This window comes from Psychroflexus sp. ALD_RP9, assembly GCF_017311165.1.
In the GTDB taxonomy this organism is placed as follows: Bacteria; Bacteroidota; Bacteroidia; order Flavobacteriales; family Flavobacteriaceae; genus Psychroflexus.
The window spans coordinates 1,819,683-1,840,797 of sequence record NZ_CP062973.1; the positions used below are offsets into that span (position 1 = coordinate 1,819,683).

The 21,115-nt window shown below is 33.0% G+C and carries 16 protein-coding genes and 1 tRNA gene; 10 read left to right on the forward strand and 7 right to left on the reverse strand.

All coding sequences use genetic code 11. The annotated features are described in order from the left end of the window. Window positions 1-2 precede the first annotated feature (2 nt). From IMZ30_RS08440 to secDF, 3 genes are all read left to right on the forward strand, one after another. Window positions 3-1,022 (forward strand): DUF6588 family protein, encoded by a 1,020-nt coding sequence (locus IMZ30_RS08440; RefSeq protein ID WP_207037871.1) that lies wholly within the window; start codon window positions 3-5, stop codon window positions 1,020-1,022. A gap of 23 nt (window positions 1,023-1,045) precedes the next feature. Next, on the forward strand, window positions 1,046-1,972 hold the full coding sequence (locus IMZ30_RS08445) for a malate dehydrogenase (protein ID WP_207037872.1): 927 nt from the start codon (window positions 1,046-1,048) through the stop codon (window positions 1,970-1,972). A gap of 158 nt (window positions 1,973-2,130) precedes the next feature. Then, the gene (gene secDF / locus IMZ30_RS08450) at window positions 2,131-5,130 is read left to right on the forward strand and encodes a protein translocase subunit SecDF (RefSeq protein WP_207037873.1); all 3,000 of its coding nucleotides are present in this window, start codon (window positions 2,131-2,133) and stop codon (window positions 5,128-5,130) included. 349 nt (window positions 5,131-5,479) lie between these two features. On the opposite strand, the gene lgt is transcribed toward secDF, so the two are convergent. The 4 genes from lgt to folE are packed head-to-tail and all read right to left on the reverse strand — an operon-like array spanning window position 5,480 to window position 8,733. Continuing rightward, a complete protein-coding gene (lgt, locus tag IMZ30_RS08455) occupies window positions 5,480-6,295 on the reverse strand; it encodes a prolipoprotein diacylglyceryl transferase (protein ID WP_207037874.1) in 816 nt (271 codons plus the stop codon). Further along, window positions 6,292-6,543: a membrane protein insertion efficiency factor YidD gene (yidD, locus tag IMZ30_RS08460; RefSeq protein WP_207037875.1), complete on the reverse strand. Its 252-nt coding sequence runs from the start codon at window positions 6,541-6,543 to the stop codon at window positions 6,292-6,294. The genes lgt and yidD overlap by 4 nt, the downstream gene beginning before the upstream one ends. A 3-nt stretch (window positions 6,544-6,546) precedes the next feature. Beyond that, window positions 6,547-8,046: a cysteine--tRNA ligase gene (gene cysS / locus IMZ30_RS08465; RefSeq protein ID WP_207037876.1), complete on the reverse strand. Its 1,500-nt coding sequence runs from the start codon at window positions 8,044-8,046 to the stop codon at window positions 6,547-6,549. Between the two features lie 9 nt (window positions 8,047-8,055). After that, the gene (folE, locus tag IMZ30_RS08470) at window positions 8,056-8,733 is read right to left on the reverse strand and encodes a GTP cyclohydrolase I FolE (protein ID WP_207037877.1); all 678 of its coding nucleotides are present in this window, start codon (window positions 8,731-8,733) and stop codon (window positions 8,056-8,058) included. Window positions 8,734-8,917: 184 nt separating this feature from the next. On the opposite strand from folE, the gene IMZ30_RS08475 reads away from it, so the two are divergent. Continuing rightward, window positions 8,918-13,486, forward strand: coding sequence for a T9SS type B sorting domain-containing protein (locus IMZ30_RS08475; protein ID WP_207037878.1), 4,569 nt, complete (start codon window positions 8,918-8,920; stop codon window positions 13,484-13,486). Between the two features lie 55 nt (window positions 13,487-13,541). Here the strand turns inward: IMZ30_RS08475 and IMZ30_RS08480 are convergent, their stop codons facing one another. After that, window positions 13,542-14,054 (reverse strand): adenine phosphoribosyltransferase, encoded by a 513-nt coding sequence (locus tag IMZ30_RS08480; RefSeq protein WP_207037879.1) that lies wholly within the window; start codon window positions 14,052-14,054, stop codon window positions 13,542-13,544. 85 nt (window positions 14,055-14,139) lie between these two features. Here IMZ30_RS08480 and IMZ30_RS08485 point away from each other — a divergent pair. The 4 genes from IMZ30_RS08485 to IMZ30_RS08500 all read left to right on the forward strand — a co-directional run bounded on the left by IMZ30_RS08485 (window position 14,140) and on the right by IMZ30_RS08500 (window position 17,708). Next, a tRNA-Arg gene (locus IMZ30_RS08485) sits at window positions 14,140-14,213 on the forward strand. A gap of 105 nt (window positions 14,214-14,318) precedes the next feature. Further along, window positions 14,319-16,151, forward strand: a complete 1,833-nt coding sequence (locus tag IMZ30_RS08490; protein WP_207037880.1) for a sensor histidine kinase — start codon at window positions 14,319-14,321, stop codon at window positions 16,149-16,151. Then, window positions 16,144-16,764 (forward strand): response regulator transcription factor, encoded by a 621-nt coding sequence (locus tag IMZ30_RS08495; protein ID WP_207037881.1) that lies wholly within the window; start codon window positions 16,144-16,146, stop codon window positions 16,762-16,764. Before IMZ30_RS08490 ends, IMZ30_RS08495 begins: the two co-directional genes overlap by 8 nt. Window positions 16,765-16,781: 17 nt before the next feature. Next, window positions 16,782-17,708, forward strand: coding sequence for a 2-hydroxyacid dehydrogenase (locus IMZ30_RS08500; protein ID WP_207037882.1), 927 nt, complete (start codon window positions 16,782-16,784; stop codon window positions 17,706-17,708). Here the strand turns inward: IMZ30_RS08500 and crcB are convergent, their stop codons facing one another. Then, the gene (gene crcB, locus IMZ30_RS08505) at window positions 17,709-18,086 is read right to left on the reverse strand and encodes a fluoride efflux transporter CrcB (protein ID WP_207037883.1); all 378 of its coding nucleotides are present in this window, start codon (window positions 18,084-18,086) and stop codon (window positions 17,709-17,711) included. It abuts the gene before it with no gap. 1 nt (window position 18,087) lies between these two features. Further along, window positions 18,088-19,329, reverse strand: coding sequence for a peptidase T (gene pepT, locus IMZ30_RS08510; protein ID WP_207037884.1), 1,242 nt, complete (start codon window positions 19,327-19,329; stop codon window positions 18,088-18,090). A 99-nt stretch (window positions 19,330-19,428) separates the two neighbouring features. Here pepT and IMZ30_RS08515 point away from each other — a divergent pair, with 99 nt between their 5' ends. Continuing rightward, window positions 19,429-20,451, forward strand: a complete 1,023-nt coding sequence (locus tag IMZ30_RS08515; RefSeq protein ID WP_207037885.1) for a quinone-dependent dihydroorotate dehydrogenase — start codon at window positions 19,429-19,431, stop codon at window positions 20,449-20,451. Continuing rightward, on the forward strand, window positions 20,452-21,060 hold the full coding sequence (locus tag IMZ30_RS08520; protein WP_207037886.1) for a LysE family translocator: 609 nt from the start codon (window positions 20,452-20,454) through the stop codon (window positions 21,058-21,060). Window positions 21,061-21,115: the final 55 nt, after the last annotated feature.

Here is a 21,115-nt window from a genome sequence, read left to right on the forward strand (position 1 = left end):
CTATGAAAACTATATTTTTTACTTGCCTATTTAGTATCTCAGTGGTGATGACAACTTCAGCTCAAGACGAAGTGGTTAGTTTTTTAGCCGCAAGTGTTGAAGATGCCCAAACCTTTACTCAGGATTATATGTCACCTTCAACTGATGCCTTAATTAATGGATTAACAAGCAACTGGTACAATTCAGGGCAAGTGAAAAAGACATTAGGTTTTGAAATTTCTGTTATAGGTAATGCATCTTTAACTTCTTCAGAGCAAAAATCATTCAATTTAAATACAGCTGATTATTCAAATATTAGTTTTAAAAGCGGACAAAATAGTCAAACGGTAGCGACGGTTTTAGGTGAAAATGATCCAGAAGTTACCATGCTTGTCAATGGAACTAATGGAAATTTAGAATTTGATTTACCTCAAGGCTTAGCTTCAGAAGGAATAGATTTTGTTCCTTCTGCTTTTATTCAAGCCTCAGTAGGCTTGCCTTTGCATACTGAAATCAAGTTTAGGTTTTTGCCAGAAGTAAATGAAGAGGATATTAGTTCAAGTCTCTATGGTTTAGGCTTACAACACGAGTTTACTAATTGGATTCCTTTTCTTAAAGAGTTACCAATAGCTATCTCGGGTTTTGTTGGCTATACAAATTTTAAAGGACAAGTTAATTTAACTGACGTTTCACCATTTGTAATTAATTATGACGATCAGCTTTTAGATGTTGAGGTTAATTCTTGGCATTTTGCAGCTATTGCTTCAACAAAGTGGAAAACCTTCAACTTTTATTCAAGCTTAGGCTTTATATCAGGAGATGCAACAACAGCATTAAAAGGAACCTACGAATTTAATGATGCGTCTCAAGATATTATCGATTTAGGACAATTTAGAGATCCTTTCGTTGTGTCTTCTTCAGTAGATTCAATGAAAGCCTTAATAGGTGCAAAGCTAAAACTTGGTTTTTTTAGAATTAATGCAGAATATAGTTTTCAGCAATTTAACACAGCAAGTCTCGCAATAAATTTTGGAATTAAATAAATATTAATATAAATCAATTAAACATGAAAGTAACAGTAGTTGGAGCAGGAGCAGTTGGCGCAAGTTGTGCTGAATATATCGCTATTAAAAATTTCGCTTCGGAAGTTGTGATTTTAGATATTAAAGAAGATTACGCCGAAGGCAAAGCAATGGATTTAATGCAAACAGCAACATTAAATGGCTTTGATACTAAAATTATTGGCAGTACTAACGATTATAACAAAACAGCTAATAGTGATATTGCAGTTATTACTAGTGGTATTCCTAGAAAACCAGGAATGACTCGTGAAGAGTTAATTGGAATAAATGCAGGAATTGTTAAGGATGTAGCCAGTAAAATTGTTGAGCAGTCGCCTAATGTAACTTTAATTGTTGTAAGTAACCCAATGGATACTATGACTTACCTTGCTCATCAAGTTATTGACTTACCAAAACACAAAATTATTGGAATGGGTGGCGCTTTAGATAGTGCTCGTTTTAAATATAGATTAAGTGAGGCATTAAACTGTCCAGCTTCAGACGTTCAAGGTATGGTTATTGGCGGACATAGTGATAAAGGCATGGTGCCATTAACAAGCCTTGCTACTCGTAATAGTGTTCGTGTGACCGAGTTTTTAAATGAAGACCGATTACAACAAGTTGCAGAAGACACAAAAGTTGGCGGTGCAACATTAACTAAAATGTTAGGAACAAGCGCTTGGTATGCGCCTGGTGCCGCCGTTTCATCTTTGGTACAGTCAATTGCTTGTGACCAGAAAAAAATGTTTCCATGCTCTACTTTGTTAGATGGAGAATATGGTTTAAAAGACTTATGTATTGGTGTCCCTGTTATTTTAGGGAAAAATGGTATCGAAAATATAGTTGAATTAAACTTGACAGAAGCTGAACTTAATAAGCTTAAAGAAAGTGCTGAAGGCGTAAAGAAAACCAATCAACTATTAGAACTTTAATTAGATATTACCTTCTATAAGCCCGGATTTTAGATGATTCGGGTTTTTTTATGGGGTTTGAAGTTGTCTTAAATTATCTTTAAAAAAATAATTGCCATTTCTATATCGAAACCCTATATTTGTCCGATTTTAGAATAAGCTCATTAATAAATTAAATAATGCAAAACAAAGGATTAATAAAGTTGTTTGCAATTTTATTCGGTTTGGTAAGTATTTATCAACTATCGTTTACATTTATTGCTAACAATGTTGAAAGTAAAGCAGAAGAATTTGCAAAATCAAGTATCTCTGAATCTGTTGAAAACTATGCAGAAAAACGAGATGTTAAAGTTCAAAATTATCTAGACTCTATTGCAGCCGAACCTGTTTTTGCAGGCATAACCTATGCAACTGCAAAGCAAAAAGAACTCAATAAAGGTCTTGACCTTAAAGGTGGTATAAATGTGATTTTACAAATTTCTGTACCAGATTTATTAAGAGGTTTAGCTAATAACTCAAAAGATCCTAAATTTAATAAAGCACTTCAAGAAGCTTCTCAAGCTAGAGCAAATAGCCAAGATACTTACCTAGAACTTTTCTTTCAAGCTTTCAATAATATTGAAGGCGCATCTTTAGCATCTCCAAATGTTTTTGGTACTAGAGCCTTAGCTGATGAGATTGATATTGATATGACTAACAATCAAGTGCAACCAATTATTAGGCGCAAAATTAACGAGAGTATTACTTCGGCTTTCGAGGTATTGAGAGAGCGTATTGATAAATTTGGTGTTACACAACCTAACATTCAGCGCCTAGGTGAGTCAGGGAGAATCCTTGTTGAATTGCCAGGAGCTAAAGACATAAGCCGAATAAAAAACTTACTTCAAAGTACAGCTCAATTAGAATTTTGGGATGTTTATCAAGCTAGAGAGTTTCAGCAGTTTATAGTTGAAGCAGATCAAGTTGTTGCTAACGCATTAAACATCGAAGAACAAGAGGTTAAAGACTCAACTTCAACTGAAACTGAAGATTTAGACGAGCTTTTATCATCTTCTGAAGATTCTACAGATGTTTCAAAAACTAATCCATTTTTAAGTTTAGTTCAAAATGTTGGTCCTGGTCAAGGACCTGTATTAGCTACTTTTGCGATTAAAGACACTGCAGAAGTTAATTCATACTTGAAGATGCCTCAGGTTAGAAACCTTATACCAGCAGATAAAAAATACGTCAAATTTGCATGGGGAAAGCCTGTGAATGATAGTGAATTAATTGATTTATACGCTATAAAAGGCAACCGTAATGATGAGCCTCAATTAAGTGGATCTGTAATTACAGATGCTCAACAAACTTACGATCAAGTCGGCCGTGTTGCAGTAAGTATGCAAATGGACGGTCGAGGTGCTAAGATCTGGGAAAATATGACTGGCCGTGCGTCTCAACAAGGTACGCAGATAGCAATTGTTCTTGATAATACTGTATATTCTGCGCCAGGCGTCTCATCTGGAGCTATTACTGGTGGACGAAGTGAAATTACAGGTGATTTTAGCATCCAAGAAGGTCAAGATTTAGCTAATGTTCTTAGAGCTGGTAAACTTCCTGCTTCTGCAGATATTGTTCAAAGTGAAATTGTTGGACCGTCACTTGGTCAAGAAGCGATTGATAGCGGTATAAACTCGTTTATTATTGCTTTAGTTTTAGTTCTTATTTGGATGATCGTTTACTATGGTAAAGCTGGACTTTATGCAGATATAGCACTTGTAGTAAATATCTTATTTATATTCGGTGTGCTTTCAGGAATCGGAGCGGTACTAACTTTACCAGGTATTGCAGGTATTGTTTTAACAATAGGTATATCAGTTGATGCAAACGTCCTTATTTTTGAGCGTATTCGTGAAGAAATTCAGCGTGGTAAAACCCAAATTGATGCCATAAAAGATGGTTTTAAAAGTGCATTATCATCAATCCTTGATGCCAATGTTACTACTGGTTTAACAGGTATTATTTTACTTACGTTTGGTACAGGACCTATTAAAGGCTTTGCAACCACATTGTTAATTGGTATTTTAACTTCATTGTTTACAGCAATTTTTATCACTCGTTTATTGATCGATGGTGGTGGTAAAAAAGGTAAATCTTTACCATTTTCTACAGGATTGACTAAAAACCTGTTTAAAAACATTGATATTGAGTTCTTGAAAAAACGTAAAGTAACCTATATCATATCTGCTGCTTTAATTATTTTAAGTGTAGGTTCGCTATTTGTTAATGGCTTAAACCAAGGTGTTGATTTTGTTGGTGGAAGAACTTATACTGTTCGTTTTGATCAAAATGTTAATCCTACTGAATTAGAGCAAGAATTAATTGCAGTTCTAGGTAGTGCTGAAGCTAAAACTTACGGTTCAAATAATCAGCTAAAAGTTACCACTAACTATAAAATTGATACTCAGGGCTCTGAAATCGATAAAGAGATTCAGGAAAAAATGTATCAAGCTTTAAAAAGTTATCTTCCAGAAGGAACAACTTATAAGGAGTTTTCTGTTGAAGGCGGAAATAATGAAACTGAAAAATTTGGTGTCATGTCTGCTATTAAAGTAGGACCAACGATAGCTAATGATATTAAAACGGCTTCTTTTTACGCTATATTTGGTTCGTTATTTGTTGTCTTTTTATACATTTTGATACGTTTCAGACGTTGGCAGTTTAGTTTAGGTGCAGTTGTAGCTGTTGCTCATGATGTTTTAATTGTTCTTGGTGCTTTTTCATTACTTTATGGATTAATGCCTTTTAGTCTTGAAATCGATCAAGCTTTTATTGCAGCAATATTAACTGTTATTGGTTATTCACTTAACGATACTGTTGTTGTGTTTGATAGAATACGAGAGTATTTCAATGAACATACATCGTGGAACATGCAAAAAATCATCGATAAGTCAGTTAGTAGCACTATAAGTCGTACAATTAATACATCTTTAACGACTTTGGTTGTATTAATTGCCATCTTTATTTTCGGTGGAGACAGCATTCGTGGTTTTATGTTTGCCTTAATTATAGGTGTTGTTGTTGGTACTTATTCATCTGTTTTTATAGCAACTCCTGTAATGTTTGATACCGTTAAGAAAAAAGGTATTGACTTGACCGATAAATCTAAAAAGGACGAAGAAGAGGATGAAACAGCCTAACTTTTCTCTATATTAAAAATAAAAAACCCAACATTTATGTTGGGTTTTTTATTTTGTTAAGTTTATTATTCAAGTATTAATTATAACTATTTTGTTTTAATTGATTTCAACTCAAATTCAATTGATCATGTATTTTAATGAGTAGAATATTATATTAAATATTTATTATACTTAGTTTGTTTTTAACGATTATAAAAATTTTATTTGATGAATTCAGTTGAGTATAGAATTTTATATTAAGTGTTTAATAATTCTTCAAACAAAAAAAGTTGAATAATTTATGATTCAGCTCTACACCTAAACTTTTTTAATCTTTTTTATAGCTTGATAGAACTTATAAGCCTGTTATTTATTTTGATTTCTTATTGGCAATAACCATAATTATTAATCCAATACCTAGCATAGGTAAACTTAATATTTGGCCAGTATTAATAATCCAATCTGCACGCTCAGGCACTTGAGGTTCTTTAACAAATTCAACAATGAAACGAATACTCCACATTAATGTGAAGAATAAACCAAACAAAAATCCTTTTTTTGCTTTTAACTTTGTGTTATGAAATAAAAACCATAATAAGCCAAATAATAGCAGGTAGCCAGCTGCTTCATAAAGTTGAGCTGGATGACGAGGGAAGTCTTCGCCCAATTTTTTGAAAATAACACCAAAGCCACTATTGGTAGGTTCACCTATAATTTCAGAATTCAAAAAGTTACCGATTCTAATAAACATACCACCTATTGAAATTGGTAAAATGACTCTGTCTAAAATCCAAGCGATGTGTTTATGAATTACTTTTTTACTGTACAAATACATTGCAATGGCAATACCAATTGTGGCACCATGACTTGCTAGGCCTTGAAAACCTGTAAACTGAATTTCAGGAACAAACTGAAATGGTAATATTATGGAAAGCGGGTCTTGAGTAATTAATTCTGGTTGATAAAAAATTACATGTCCTAATCTTGCTCCTAAAAGAGTAGCAATTACGGTGTACATGAATAACGAGTCAAGGTACTTCATATCAATACCTTCTTTTTGGTAAATATGTTTCATGATATACCAACCTAGAGAAAAGGCTATTAAAAACATTAGGCTATAATACCTGATAGTAAAAAATCCTAAGTCGATACCTAAAGAAGGATCCCAAGTAATGGCGTGTATCATTTTTGATGTTTTTTAGTATTATTCTCAGGTACTGGATCATATCCTGAAGCGCCCCAAGGATGACATTTTGAAATTCTGATTACTGACAAATATAAGCCTTTTATTAAACCATGCGTCTTAAGTGCTTGTTTAGAATAGCTAGAACAAGTCGGCGCAAAACGACAATTAGAACCAAAAATCGGTGATAAAAAAATTTGATAAATTTTGATAACTAATAAAAAAGGTGCTATTAAAAATTGTTTGAGCATATGTTAATTAGTCATCTTAAAAACAGTGCCATCTTTAGTGTCTTTTAACTCAATATTTTCAGTTAGTAATTGATCTCTAATTAAATCAGCAGTTTTAAAATCTTTATCTGCTCTAGCTTTATTTCTGAGTTCAATCAATATTTCAACCAAGCCGTTAATATGTTTTGTCGAATTACCAACTTTTTGATCTTTTAAATTTTTTAAAGGCTTAAGCCCTAAAACATCAAAAGTGAAGTCTTTCATTGTTTTTTGTAATAACTGTTTATCACTTTCTGTAATTTGAGCTTTCTCAGCTTTTACATTATTGATAAATTTAACTGCTTCAAACAAATGCGCTATCAAAACAGGACTATTGAAGTCGTCATTCATCGCATTGTAACAATTAGCTTTCCACTTAGAAACTTCAATAGAAGACGAACTACTTGTCTCTAAATATTCTATGCTTTGTATGGCTTCTAATAACTTAATGTAAGCTTTTTCAGCGGCTTGTAAAGCTTCATCTGAAAAGTCTAAAACACTTCTGTAGTTAGCCTGGAGCATAAAAAAACGAGCTACGCTTGGTGCATAAGCTTTAGATAGATTTTTGTTTTCTCCAGTAAAAAGTTCACGAGGTAAAATGTTGTTACCTGTGCTTTTGGCCATTTTTTTGCCATTTAAAGTAAGCATATTAGCGTGCATCCAATAATTTACGGGATCTTTGCCAGAGACGGCTTTACCCTGGGCAATTTCGCATTCATGATGTGGAAATTTTAAGTCCATTCCGCCACCATGAATATCAAAGCTGTCACCTAGATATTTACTGCTCATTACAGTACACTCAAGATGCCAGCCAGGAAAGCCAATTCCCCATGGCGAAGGCCAGCGCATTATGTGTTGTGGTTCTGCTTTTTTCCATAAGGCAAAATCCTGCGGATTTTTCTTTTCAGATTGCCCAGTTAATGTTCTCGTGTTAGCGATGAGTTCTTCAATTTTACGACCACTCAAAATGCCATAATGATTTTCTTTATTATATTTAATGACATCAAAATACACATTGCCATTAACCACGTAAGCTAGACCACGATCAATTATAGTTTTTATCGCTTCAATTTGTTCTACGATATGGCCAGTTGCCGTAGGTTCTATACTAGGCGCATAATTATTAAAAAGTCTAAGAATATCATGAAAGTCGACGGTATATTTTTGAACGATTTCCATCGGTTCTAACTCTTCTAATCTTGCTTTTTTAGCTATTCGGTCTTCGCCTTCTTCAGCATCGTTTTCTAGATGACCGGCATCAGTTATATTACGCACATACCTAACTTTATAGCCTAAATGCTTAAGGTAACGATATACTAAATCAAATGATATGAATGTACGGCAATTTCCAAGATGAACGTTGTTATATACGGTAGGGCCACAAACATACATGCCAACATGACCTTTAATGATAGGTTTAAATAACTCTTTTTCGCCAGAAAGCGAATTGTAAATTTTTAACTCTTGAGATTCGTACAACTTCATCTTTGGGTTTTAAAATTTTGTCTCTAATTTAATATAATCAAGAAATTCTTTCTTAGTCGTTTCATTTTTAAATTTGCCACCAAATTCGCTAGTAACAGTACTGCTTTCTATATCGCTGATTCCTCGACTGTTAACGCAAAGATGTTTGGCATCAATTACGCAAGCCACATCTTCAGTGTTAAGTGCTTCTTGCATTTCTTTTACTATTTGCATAGTTAAGCGTTCTTGAACTTGAGGTCGTTTAGAATAATAATTTACAATTCTGTTCATCTTAGATAAACCAATAACTTTTCCAGTTGATATGTAGGCAACATGTGCACGGCCAACAATTGGTAATAGGTGATGTTCACAAGTAGAATAAACAGTAATGTTTTTTTCTACTAGCATCTCACCGTACTTATACTTATTATCAAAAGTAGAAGCTTTTGGTTTGTTGTTTGGATGTAAACCTGAAAATATTTCATTCACAAACATTTTAGCTACGCGCTTAGGTGTGCCACGAATACTGTCGTCGGTTAAATCCATTCCTAATATATCAAGAATTGAATTTACATGTGATTCAATTTGTTCAATTTTAGTTTCATTAGAAATTGAAAAAGCATCCTCTCTAATAGGGTTTTCAGTTGAAGTTGCAACGTGATTATCACCAATATCTTCAATAAAATCTGTGTTTTTATCTTTACTCATTTTGCTTTAGTATGTAATTGGCAAAGATAGTCTTTTTAAGAATTTGAGCTCAATAGATGTCTTGTTACTTCAATCTTGACTATCAAATTAACGTGAATTTCACAAAAATATAGCTTTATTATGATTTTTGTTTAGCTAATCTTTAACAAAGTCTTATATTTAACCCATTAAAATTTTCTGAATCATGAAATTTAATAAATTACTCGTTTTAATAGCGCTGTTTTTTTCAAGCATTATCTTAGCACAAGACTTTGATATGGTAGATGGGCAAACAGTAAACACTGATCAGGGTAACTTTTTTGACCCAGGTGGTGATGCTGCTTCTGTCGATCAAGGTACTTATACCTATACCATATGTCCAGAAAGTAATGGTTTTTTTTCTACAATATCATTTTCAGAATTTTTATTAGGACCGCATACTTTAACAATATATGACGGCGATTCAGATACAGCACCAATTTTAGCAAGCTATACAGGAAGTATAGACGGAGACGGCCCAGTTTCTGGTCAATTATTATCGGCAACAGACACCACACCGTCAGGTTGTTTAACTTTTGTTCTTGAGGCCTCGAATAGTAATCCTGCATTTACAGGTTGGATCGCAGAAATTGGGACACAGCCAGGTTGCATTCCAGATGCGCCAGAGCTTGTAAATACCGATAATATAGTTAATGTTCAAAATGATCCTGTTTATCAAGCAGATAATATCGACTATATCGTCTATTTTAATGAGCAATTTTCACTAACAGCTGTAGCTGAATTTCAAGATAATTTTGCGCAAGAAACGGCTACTTATAACTGGAATTTTGGTGATGGTACAACACTACAAGGGACTACAAATGCATCGTTTCAAAACGAAGTTTCACACCAATATGGTGAACTTTGTGACTTTACAGTTAATTTAGATTTAAGTGATGGTTATAATTGTGACCGAGATAATTTAAGCTTTACTGTTAGAGTTATATTAAACCCTAATAGTAGTCCAGGTTCAGTAAACTTAGACGCAGGCGAAGATGTAAGAATTTGTGAAGATCCAGGCACGCCAGTAACTGTTAATTTAGAAGCTTCTTATTTAGATGTTAAAGAATCTACGGCTTATGCTGTACAAGATATCAGTTCTGAATATCCTTCTAATTTACCCTATATTTTCGACCCTTGTTACGGTTCAGAGTCTAATGTATTTACAGAATTAAACTCAGATGATGACTGGTCTAGTGTGTTGACATTGCCTTACGAAGTAAATTTTTTTGGTAATTGTTATGATGATGTTATTATAACAGATAACGGCGCAGTTACCTTTGATATTGCAGGAACCGGCCAAGGATCAGAACGTTATGCGCCATTAGGTTATGCAGGTTGGAGTTATAATCAGGGTATTCCAGCAGATGGTGGTGGAAATGAGCCACCATTTATCAATGCTATTTTTGGTGTGATGCAAGATTTATTTCCTGGAGCATCACCAGCAGATTATTCAATCAACTTTGGGTTTTTAGAGAGTCAAGATGGTAAAAGTGACCGTTTTGTTTTTAATATTTATAACACGTCGCAATATGGTTGTACAGATCAGTTGCAGACCTCTCAAATTATTTTATACCAAACCACCAATGTGATTGAAGTTTATGTACAAAATAAAGATGTTTGTAGTTGGAATAGTGGTAGTTCAGTCATAGGGATTCAAAATCAAGATGCTAGTTTAGCTTATGTAGCACCCGGTAGAAATGCAGGTGGTGCCTCATGGCAGGCACAAAATGAAGCTTGGCGTTTTATTCCAGATGGTGGTAATAGCATTACAAGCTTTAGATGGTTAGATGAAAACGGTAACGTGGTTAGTACGTCTGAAAATTTCAGCCCACAAGTCACTCAAAATCGTGTATTTACAGCTGAAGTTACCTATAATGATGGATGTAATATCACAACTCTTACTGATGAAGTAGAAGTTTTATATGAGAGCGATATTGAATTAACTCTAGATCCAGATACATATTATCCTTGTGCTGGTGAAGAGCTTTTACTTGAAGCTGAAGTTATTGAAAACAATAGTGTTGTTGTAAATTATGAATGGTTTCGAGTTGATGAAAATGGCAACATGACAGCAATTCCAGATTCAAATTCTAGATTTTTGAACGTTTCGGAGTCAGGAACTTACATGATTAATGCTATCGGTGGTAATTGCGATTTAACAGCTAGTGCTGAAGTCATCTATCTTGAAGGTTTTAATGCTGACGATCCCGAAGATATTATCTTATGTAATTATAACCAATCTACCTTCGATCTAACAACTATAGGAGGCTTTAATTCAATTTCAGGTTTTGACATAACCTATTATGACGATTATGATGCAGATACAGGAACACTAAGTAATCCGATAAATGACCCTCAAAACTATCCCTTAAATGGGACAACTAATCAGTATGATATTTATGTTGAGCTTGCTAATCAAACCAACACAGCTTGTACAAATATTGCTTCCTTTAATATTATAATTTATGAGGCTACAGTAGGTTCAACTGGTTATACAGTAGAAGATGTTTGTATTAGTGAAGGCGAGACCGAAGTTATTGACCTTACAGACGGTGGTTCTAATACTTCAATAGCACTTAATGGTCAGTCATCTAGTGATTATTCAGTGACCTATTATTCTGCTAATCCACAAAGTTCTCCAGAATCAGATATTGCTGATCCTGAAAATTATGAAATTAACACAACTGATAATTTAGGACCTAACACCATTTGGGTGTCTGTTGATAATGTCAGCTCCGGGTTTTGCGATGCCCAAGCTAGCTTTACATTTAATGTTAATTTGGCACCTGGTATCACTGGAGACGATTCTGTTTTTCAGTCGTGTGAAGGAACTATCTTAAACTTGAATGAAGATTATGCAGATTTGTTTAATAATAATAGTACATCTGTGCCTACTAATATTTTATTCTATTATTCTTTAAATGATGCTGAAGCAGACAATCCAATAACTGATCCTACATCTGTTGTATTTACTCCTGATAATAATGAGCAACAGGAGTTTTTTGTAAAAATTCTTAACACGAATTCTTCATGTGAGTCAGATATTGTAAGATTTATAATTGAAAATAATCCGCCTGAAGTTGGAAGTACAGTAGATTTAGAACAATGTGGTGATTTTACTCAAACTCAAACTTTTGATTTAACTCAAAATGAAGCAAATATCATAGGTAGTCAATCAGGAAGCTTTGTGATTGAATATTTTACAACACAAGCAGACGCTGAAGCAGGGCTAAACTCTATCTCAGATCAAGGCCTTGATATTACAGATTATTCTCCAATTAATTCTGAGCAAGATATTTTTGTTAGAATAGAAGATAGTACAAATGAATTATGTTTTTCTGTTGGTAGTTTTAAGCTGATTCTAAACGAAGTCGAAGTTTCATCAGTTCAAGATTTAGAAAGTTGTATAGACCCAGTTACTGGCGTAGCTGAATTTGATTTAATCCAAAATACAGGATTAGCATTCGGTGAAGATCAAGATGAAACGACACATGCAGTACGTTATTTAGATGCTTCTAATAATGAGATAAGCAACCCTGAAGCTTATGAAGTTTCTAGTTCAGCAACGATAACAGTAGAAGTAACCAACCAAAACGACCAAAGCTGTACAGCTACTGAAACATTTAATTTAAGCATTACACCACAGCCAGAAGTAACACCAGCAAGTGTTTTAGAGGTTTGTATAAATTATGAAGATGGCGGAGATAACACGATAGATTTAACAATAAAAGACTCAGAAATTAATAGCTTAGCTACAGGTGATATTGTTGAATATTATGTATCTCAAACAGCTTATGAAAACGATAATGCAATAGCAACTCCAGAAAGCTTCAACTTAGCAGAAAACCAAACAGAGATTTATGCAGCTGTACTTAATTCGGTATCAGGATGTCGTTCAGAAGTAACATCATTTAATATAGAAAATGTAATACCACTGGTTGATATTTCAGGCTATGAAGGTCAAAGTGTTTGTATAGATGAGAATGGTGACTTGGTAAACACAGCCACTTCACCACCAATTATAGAGACTGGATTGTCAGCAACAAATTACGATTTTGTATGGTTGTTAGATGGTGTAGAAATTGTAGGGGAGACATCGCCAAGTATTACGGCAACAGAAGCAGGCGTATATACAGTAGAGGTAACGAATGCTTTAGCGCAACAAATTACCAGCTGTGTAAATACGTCATCAGCAGAAATTATAGAAAGTGGTCAAATAGATTTTGAATTAGCGATTTTAACTGATAGTTTTCAAAACAATGAACACGGAATAGGTGTAACAATTACGGAAGTTGGATTAGGAGATTACGAATTTAGGTTAGATTATGGAGAATGGGTTGACTTAGAAGAAGGACAAACAGAGCTTATATTTAGTGATGTTCCAGGCGGCATGCATGTAATTACGGCCCGAGATAAAAATGGTTGTGGAGAAGTCTCCAAAGAAATCACACTAATAGATTATCCAGAGTTTTTTACACCCAATGCAGACGGATATAATGATAATTGGCAGTTGAACAACACGACAATGACAAATTTAGATGTTAGCGAGGTTAATATATTTGATCGTTATGGCAAGCACTTGTATAAATTAACACCAGATCAAGCCGGTTGGGATGGCACTTATCAAGGCGAAGTTTTACCATCAGACGATTATTGGTTCACGATAGATTATATAGAACCGCGCACAGGAGAAAAAACAATATTTAAATCACACTTTACTTTAAAACGATAAAACTGAGATTTTCATATTTAACCATAAAAGCTGCAATTTTGCAGCTTTTATGGTTTTAATAGTTAAGTAAACTTCGATATGGATAACCAATTATTTTTTCTTTACCTTTTAAATCATCCAATTCGATTAAAAAATTAAGCTCAATAATGTTTCCACCCAATTTATTGATTAGCTTACAGGCTGCTTGTGCAGTTCCACCAGTTGCCAATACATCATCATGAATTACAACTTTATCACTCATATTTAAAGCATCTCGATGAATTTCAATTTGATCAGTGCCATATTCTAAATCATAAGACTGACTTACGACATTGAATGGTAATTTACCTGGCTTACGAATTGGAGTAAAACCTGCGTTTAATTCACTTGCTAACAACATTCCAAATAAAAAACCTCTTGATTCTATACCAACAACCTTTGTAATGCGCTCTTTCTTTAAAGGTTCAGCTAATTTTTTAACAACCTGTTTGGTTGCACTAGCATCTTGCAGTAATGGTGTAATATCTTTATAGGAAATTCCTTTTTTAGGAAAATCATTTACCGTTCTGATATATTTTTCTAATTTCATAATTAAAACAAATTATTTCTTTGGTAAAAGTATAAAAAGAAATATATTTGCACCCGCTAAAACAAATTGTATTTTAGTAATTATAGGCCACGTGGCGCAACTGAATAGCGCATCTGATTACGGCTCAGAAGGTTGCAGGTTTGAATCCTGCCGTGGTCACAAAAACTATAAACCATATCTAAATTCAGATATGGTTTTTTTTTATACCTTTCAAAGCCCAATTTTAATTATAAAATTATATTTTAGTGTGATATTTTATTAATCATGCGGAAAATTATTTTATTGGTATTGGTTTTAAGCGCCTTAGATTTTTGTTTAGGGCAAACACCCGAAATAGATAGTCTTTTCGAGCGAGGACAAGTTAAAGAAATAAAAGAGCGATTAAAAAGCAATCAATTTGCACCTAAAGATAGACTGCTAATTAAAGCCAATTATTATAACTTTACTAAGCAACTTAACGAAGGGTTTAAAACCTTAGCAAAATTAGATACATTAAAACTTACAGTTGAACAAAAAGCTTATTATTTTAATATTTTAGGCGATTTATATGACCGTAATACTAATTATGATTTAGCTGTAAACCATCTTCAAAGAGCTCAAGAATTATTTTTGGAAACAGGACATGAATTGCGCTATAATGAAATTAATCTTGATTTATTTTATATTTTGCTTGAAGGTAATTTTATAGGTGAACGTACAAATTATCTTGATTTATATGCAAAGACAGCTAGAAAACTCAATAACTCTAATCAGTTAGCCAACCTTCAAATTGAACTTGCTTTTAATAGTTTAGATACATTAGATAATTCAACTTTTTTAAATTATTTTGATAAGGCATTTTATTATAACTCTTTAGATGAAAATCCTTTAACTTACGGTATGTTAAATGCTTATAAAGCATTGTTTTATATAGATGTTGAGTTTAATAAAGATTCAGCTAATGCCTATCTTCAAAAGTCACTCAAAATTTATGAAGATTTAAATCTATCAAACAAATCACTCCTTATTTATATTAATTTTAGTGAAGTAGAGCGCATTCAAGGTAATTATAAAGCCTCTATAAAATATTTAAAACAAGCTAACAACTACAGAGATCTCAGTTTCGATTACGATTTAACAGCTTTTAATTATGAATTACTTGCTCAGGATTATAAGGCACTTGGTCAATACGACTCGGCTTATTATTACCTTGATGCTTCGATGAAATATCTTGATAGTTTAAATATTGAAAAACAAAATATTGCCTTAACACGTTTTGAAACTGAACGTAAAGAGAAGCAAAATCTAATATTAAAACAAGAAAACCAGCGGCAACAAAACCTAATTTATGCAAGCTTTAGCGGTTTTATACTTGTAATTTTTCTCTCTTTTTTAGTCTATAAAAATATCAAGCGTAAACAATTAATTGCTGAACAGGCTATTGAAATTCAATTCCAGAAAAATCAGCAACTATTAAAAGAGCAAGAACTTAAATCTGTCGATGCCATGCTAATGGGGCAAGACAGAGAGCGAAAACGAATTGCAAGTGATTTACACGATCAGGTTGGTGGTAATTTAGCATCGATTAATGCCTACTTTTCAGTCCTAAAAGACCAAATCTCAGACCAAAATCAACGAGAAGTCTTCAATACAACCTATAATTTACTTTCTAAAACTTACCAAGATATTCGTACTTTGGCACATAAAAATAATAGCGGAATATCAGCAGAAAAAAGCTTAATTCGTTCTATAAAAGATTTGAAACAAACCATATCTCAACTTCATAACATACAAGTTAACCTTTCTGTATTTAATTCAGAAATTAAACTTCCTTCATATATTGAAGTTTCTCTATTTAGAATGATACAAGAACTTTCTACAAATACCATTAAACACGCTGAAGCAAGTTTACTTGATATTAGTGTAAACGTCTTCGATTCATCAGTTAACATCATTATTGAAGATAACGGAAAAGGGTTCGATCCGGAACAGATAAAATCATCCGGAATGGGTTTAAAAACGATTGAAGAACGAGTTGAAGCGCTTGGTGGTACGTTTGATATTGACACACAGATAGGTCGAGGTTCAACCTTTATTATTAATGTAAATTATGATTAGAGTTGCCATAGCAGATGACCATCAATCTCTCTTAGATGGTTTTGCTTTAAAAATTAAACAAATGCCTAAGTTTAAGCTTGTTTTGCAAGCCACTTCAGCTGAAGCTTTATACCTTAATCTCGAAGTTTCAAACGTAGATGTTGTTGTTACTGATATTAAAATGAAAGGAATGAGTGGTATTCATTTAACTAAATTAATTTCCGAATCTTTTAATAATATTGGTGTTGTTGCATTTTCAATGTTTGATCAAATTTCGGCTGTTGATGAAATTAAAGCAGCTGGCGCTTCAGGTTATGTGGTTAAAACATCACCCTTAGAAACTTTGTTTAAAGCCATAGAAACGGTTCATAATGGCAGGAGTTTTTATGATAACGCCATTTCTAGTTTAGCTCAAAATAATCAGTCTTCTAATTATAAATCGCTCTTGTCTAATTCTGAAACAGAAATCTTAAATTTAATTGCTGAAGGAAAAACAAGTGAAGAGATCGCTGAAATTAGGCAATCAGCACTAACTACAATTTACACCCATCGAAAAAATATTATACATAAGTTGAAGTTAAAGGGGAAAAGTGATCTTTTAAAATTTGCCTTAGAAAACCGATTTCATTTTTAATCTACAAATATTTAATGATGTCTATAGTTTTAGTTTGTAATCATCGTGACCCAAAGCCTTGGGTTAAAGCCTTTAAAAATAAAAACCCAAACCTTGATATTCAGGTTTACCCAGATATTAAAGATATTAACTCTGTTAATTTTGCTATTTCTTGGCAACATGAGCATGGTGTTTTTAGTCAGTTTCCTAACCTTAAAGTTATAGCCTCAATGGGTGCTGGTGTTCATCATATACTCAGAGATAAAACTATTCCTAAATCTATTAAAGTTACTAGAATTGTAGATGATAATTTAACAAAAGACATGGCAGATTTTGTGTTATTAAATTGTTTATACGGGATTAGAAATTTAAAATTTCATGCTCAAAATCAACTTGATAAACATTGGGAAATCAAAGCTTATCGACAGCCTGAAGATATAAAAGTCGGTATCATGGGCTTTGGCGTTTTAGGCAAAGCAGCTGCAAAAAAACTTAAGCTTAACGGATTTATGGTTAATAGCTTATCAAAAAGCAGAAAAAAAATTGAAGGTATTAAAAGCTATATAGAAAATGAACTCGACCAATTTCTAGCTGAAAGCCAAATCTTAGTTTGTTTATTACCTATAACTGAAGATACAAAGGCTATATTAAACCATGATAACTTAAAAAAGCTTCCCCAAAATGCTCAAGTTATTAATGTAGCTAGAAGCCAACATTTGGTTGAAGATGACTTAATTCAGCTTTTAGATGATGGTCATTTATCATTAGCTTGTTTAGATGTTTTTCAAACAGAGCCTTTACCGAAAGATTCTAGATTATGGTCACATCCGAAAGTTTCGGTAACACCTCACGTGGCTAGCATGACAGACCCTGATTCTGTTGTTAATCAAATTTTAGATAATTTCAACAGGATGAAAAACAATGAGAGCCTTAAAAATGAGGTAGATAGAGAAAAAGCTTATTAATTAATATTTGGTGATTAAAAAGCCTATGGCTACAGCTAATAAACCAACCACTAAACTGCCTACTGCATACATTAAAAATTGAAGATAATCTCCCTGCTTAAGTAACAGAAAATTATCGTAGCTAAAACTTGAAAATGTCGTAAAACCGCCACAAAAGCCTATGACAGCAAAACTAATTAGATTTTGATTTTCAGGTTGCGATTTTAAAACATAACCTAAAATAAGGCCTATAAAAAAACTACCAATAACGTTAACGCTGAACGTTCCTAGATTGAATTTTATTAACTGATAGCTATTCATTAAGTGGCTTAGATAATAACGAACTATACTGCCTAAGCCACCGCCAATAAAGATTAATAAAATACTTTTTAAGGACAATTTATTTTGTTTTTTTAGCTGTTAATTCAGCTATTTTAATGATTACCTCTGTGGCTTTGATTAGATTTTCTAGGGGTAAATATTCAAATTTTCCATGAAAATTGTGTCCTCCAGCAAAAATATTAGGACATGGTAATCCCATATAACTAAGTTGCGCGCCATCAGTTCCACCGCGAATAGGTTTTAAAATAGGAGTAATGTTTAAGCTTTTCATGGCTTCTTCGGCTATATCTACAATATGTTTTATAGGTAAAACCTGTTCTTTCATATTAAAATATTGATCGTTTACTTCAACTGTCACGGCATCTTCACCATATTTGTCTTTTAATAATTGACCAAGTTTGTAAATAAGCTCTTTTCTAGCTTCAAATTTTGTTTTATCATGGTCGCGAATAATGTAATGTAGATAAGCTTTTTCAACTTCCCCATTCATTTCAGTTAAATGAAAGAAGCCTTCATAACCTTCAGTTTTTTCAGGAACTTCATTTTTAGGTAAACTTTCTACAAATTCAGTCGCCATGTACATAGCATTCTTAAGTTTTCCTTTGGCATATCCTGGATGTACAATACGGCCGTGAAAGTGTATTTTAGCTTCAGCGGCATTAAAATTTTCGTATTCTAATTCTCCTATCTCACTGCCATCCATTGTGTAAGCATATTCAGCACCAAACTTTTCAACATCAAATTTATGTGCGCCTCTGCCAATTTCTTCATCAGGTGTAAAACCAACTCTTATTTTTCCGTGTTTAATTTCAGGATGTTCAATAAGATAAGCCATTGCTGAAACGATTTCAGTAACGCCAGCTTTATCATCAGCTCCTAAAAGAGTAGTTCCATCTGTTGTGATGATAGTGTTACCTATATATTTGTTTAAATCTTCAAAATAGGCTGGTGAGAGTACGATATCTTTGGCTTTATTTAGAATAATATCGCCACCTTGATAATTTTCATGAATTTGTGGGTTTACATTAGTACCCGAAAAATCTGGTGAAGTATCAAAATGAGAAATAAAACCAATAGTAGGTACTTCATGACTTACGTTAGATGGCAAAGTAGCCATAACATAAGCATTTTCATCAATGCTAACGTCTTCGAGACCAATATCCAGTAGTTCTTGATGTAGTTTTTTAGCTAAATTCCATTGCTTGTCTGTGCTCGGGGTCGATTTGGAGTTAGGGTTGCTCTGTGTGTCTATAGTTACATAGCTTATAAATCGATCAAGTAATTGTTTAGTGTCCAGCATTGAAGAAATTTTTGGGTAAAAATACAGATTACATATTCTTTAAACCAATTATTTTTTAAAAAGCCTTTTAAATGGATTACTTTTGCTAAAACTTCAGCAGTGTACAATTCTCTTATAAAACCGTTATTATTTCAGTTTGATCCCGAAAAAGTTCATCATTTCAGCTTTAAGTCAATCAAGTTGTTGCATAAAATTCCATTTGTTGATCAACTCATTCGGAAACAGTTTTGCATACATTCTAAGTCTTTAGAGCAAGAAGTTTTTGGAATTAAATTTCCTAATCCTGTTGGTTTAGCTGCAGGTTTTGATAAAGATGCAAAACTCATTAATGAGTTAAATAATTTTGGATTCGGTTTTATTGAAATAGGAACTTTAACACCAAAACCTCAAGACGGAAACCCTAAGAAACGTTTGTTTAGATTAATTGAAGACGAGGCAATTATTAACCGAATGGGATTTAATAATGAAGGAGTTCTGGCGGCAGTAGAACGTTTAAAGTTTAAAAATAAAATTATTATTGGTGGTAATATTGGTAAAAATAAACTAACACCAAACGCCGAAGCTATAAATGATTATGCCTATGCTTTTGAAGCTTTGTTTGATGTTGTTGATTATTTCGTTGTTAATGTTAGCTCACCTAATACACCAAACTTACGTGAACTTCAAGATAAAAAACCACTGACTGATTTATTGAGTCATTTAAAAAAATTAAATGCTAAAAAATCTAATCCAAAACCAATTTTGTTAAAAATCGCACCAGATTTAAATACTGCTCAACTTATAGATATTATCGATATTGTAGAGCAAACAGAAATTGATGGCTTAATAGCAACAAATACCACAATTAGTCGAGATGGATTGCAATCAAAATACAAAGCCGAAGCAGGCGGACTGAGTGGTAAACCCTTAAAAAAACACTCCACAGAAGTGATAAAACTTATTAAAAAACATCAAAAAGCTAAGTTTCCAGTAATTGCAGTTGGAGGTATTATGACAGCTCAGGATGCACTTGAAAAACTAGACGCTGGTGCAGATTTAATTCAGCTTTATACAGGATTCGTTTTTCATGGACCAAAACTGATCAAGTCTATAAATAAAGCAATTTTAAAGCGTAATAAATAAATGTTAGCTCAACTGAGTAGCTTTTTATTAGCCTCAATATTATTGACTTTGGCGCCAGGGCCAGATATAATTTTTGTCTTGAGCCAAAGCATAGCAGGTGGCTTTAAACGTGGTGTTATTATTGCAGCGGGTTTAGTAAGCGGAATTATTTTTCATACAAGCTTATTAGCCTTTGGCGTTTCAACACTTTTAATTGAATTTCCACAATTCTTTTTCACCTTAAAATTAATTGGTGCTGGCTATTTAGTCTATTTAGCTTATCAAGTTTACAAGTCCCCATCATCAGAAATTAAACTATCTAAAAGCACTAAATCATTAAATAATTATTTTAAAAAAGGCTTGATTATGAATTTAATTAATCCTAAAGTGAGTTTATTTTTCTTAGCATTTTTCCCTGGATTTCTATGGAATGAAACTCAAAATACAATTTTTCAGTTTTACTTACTAGGCGCAGTTTTTATGCTGCAAGCTTTTGTGATTTTTAGTTTAGTAGCCTTTTTCTCAGATCGTTTAGCACAGTTTTTAAAACACCAAAAGCATTTTGGAGATATAATGAAATATTTTCAAATTATTAGTTTTTTGCTTATTGCGGTGCTTATTTTAGTATAAGTGTAATCAGAGTAAAAATTTAGTGATAATATGACAAAACTTGTATATTTGACCT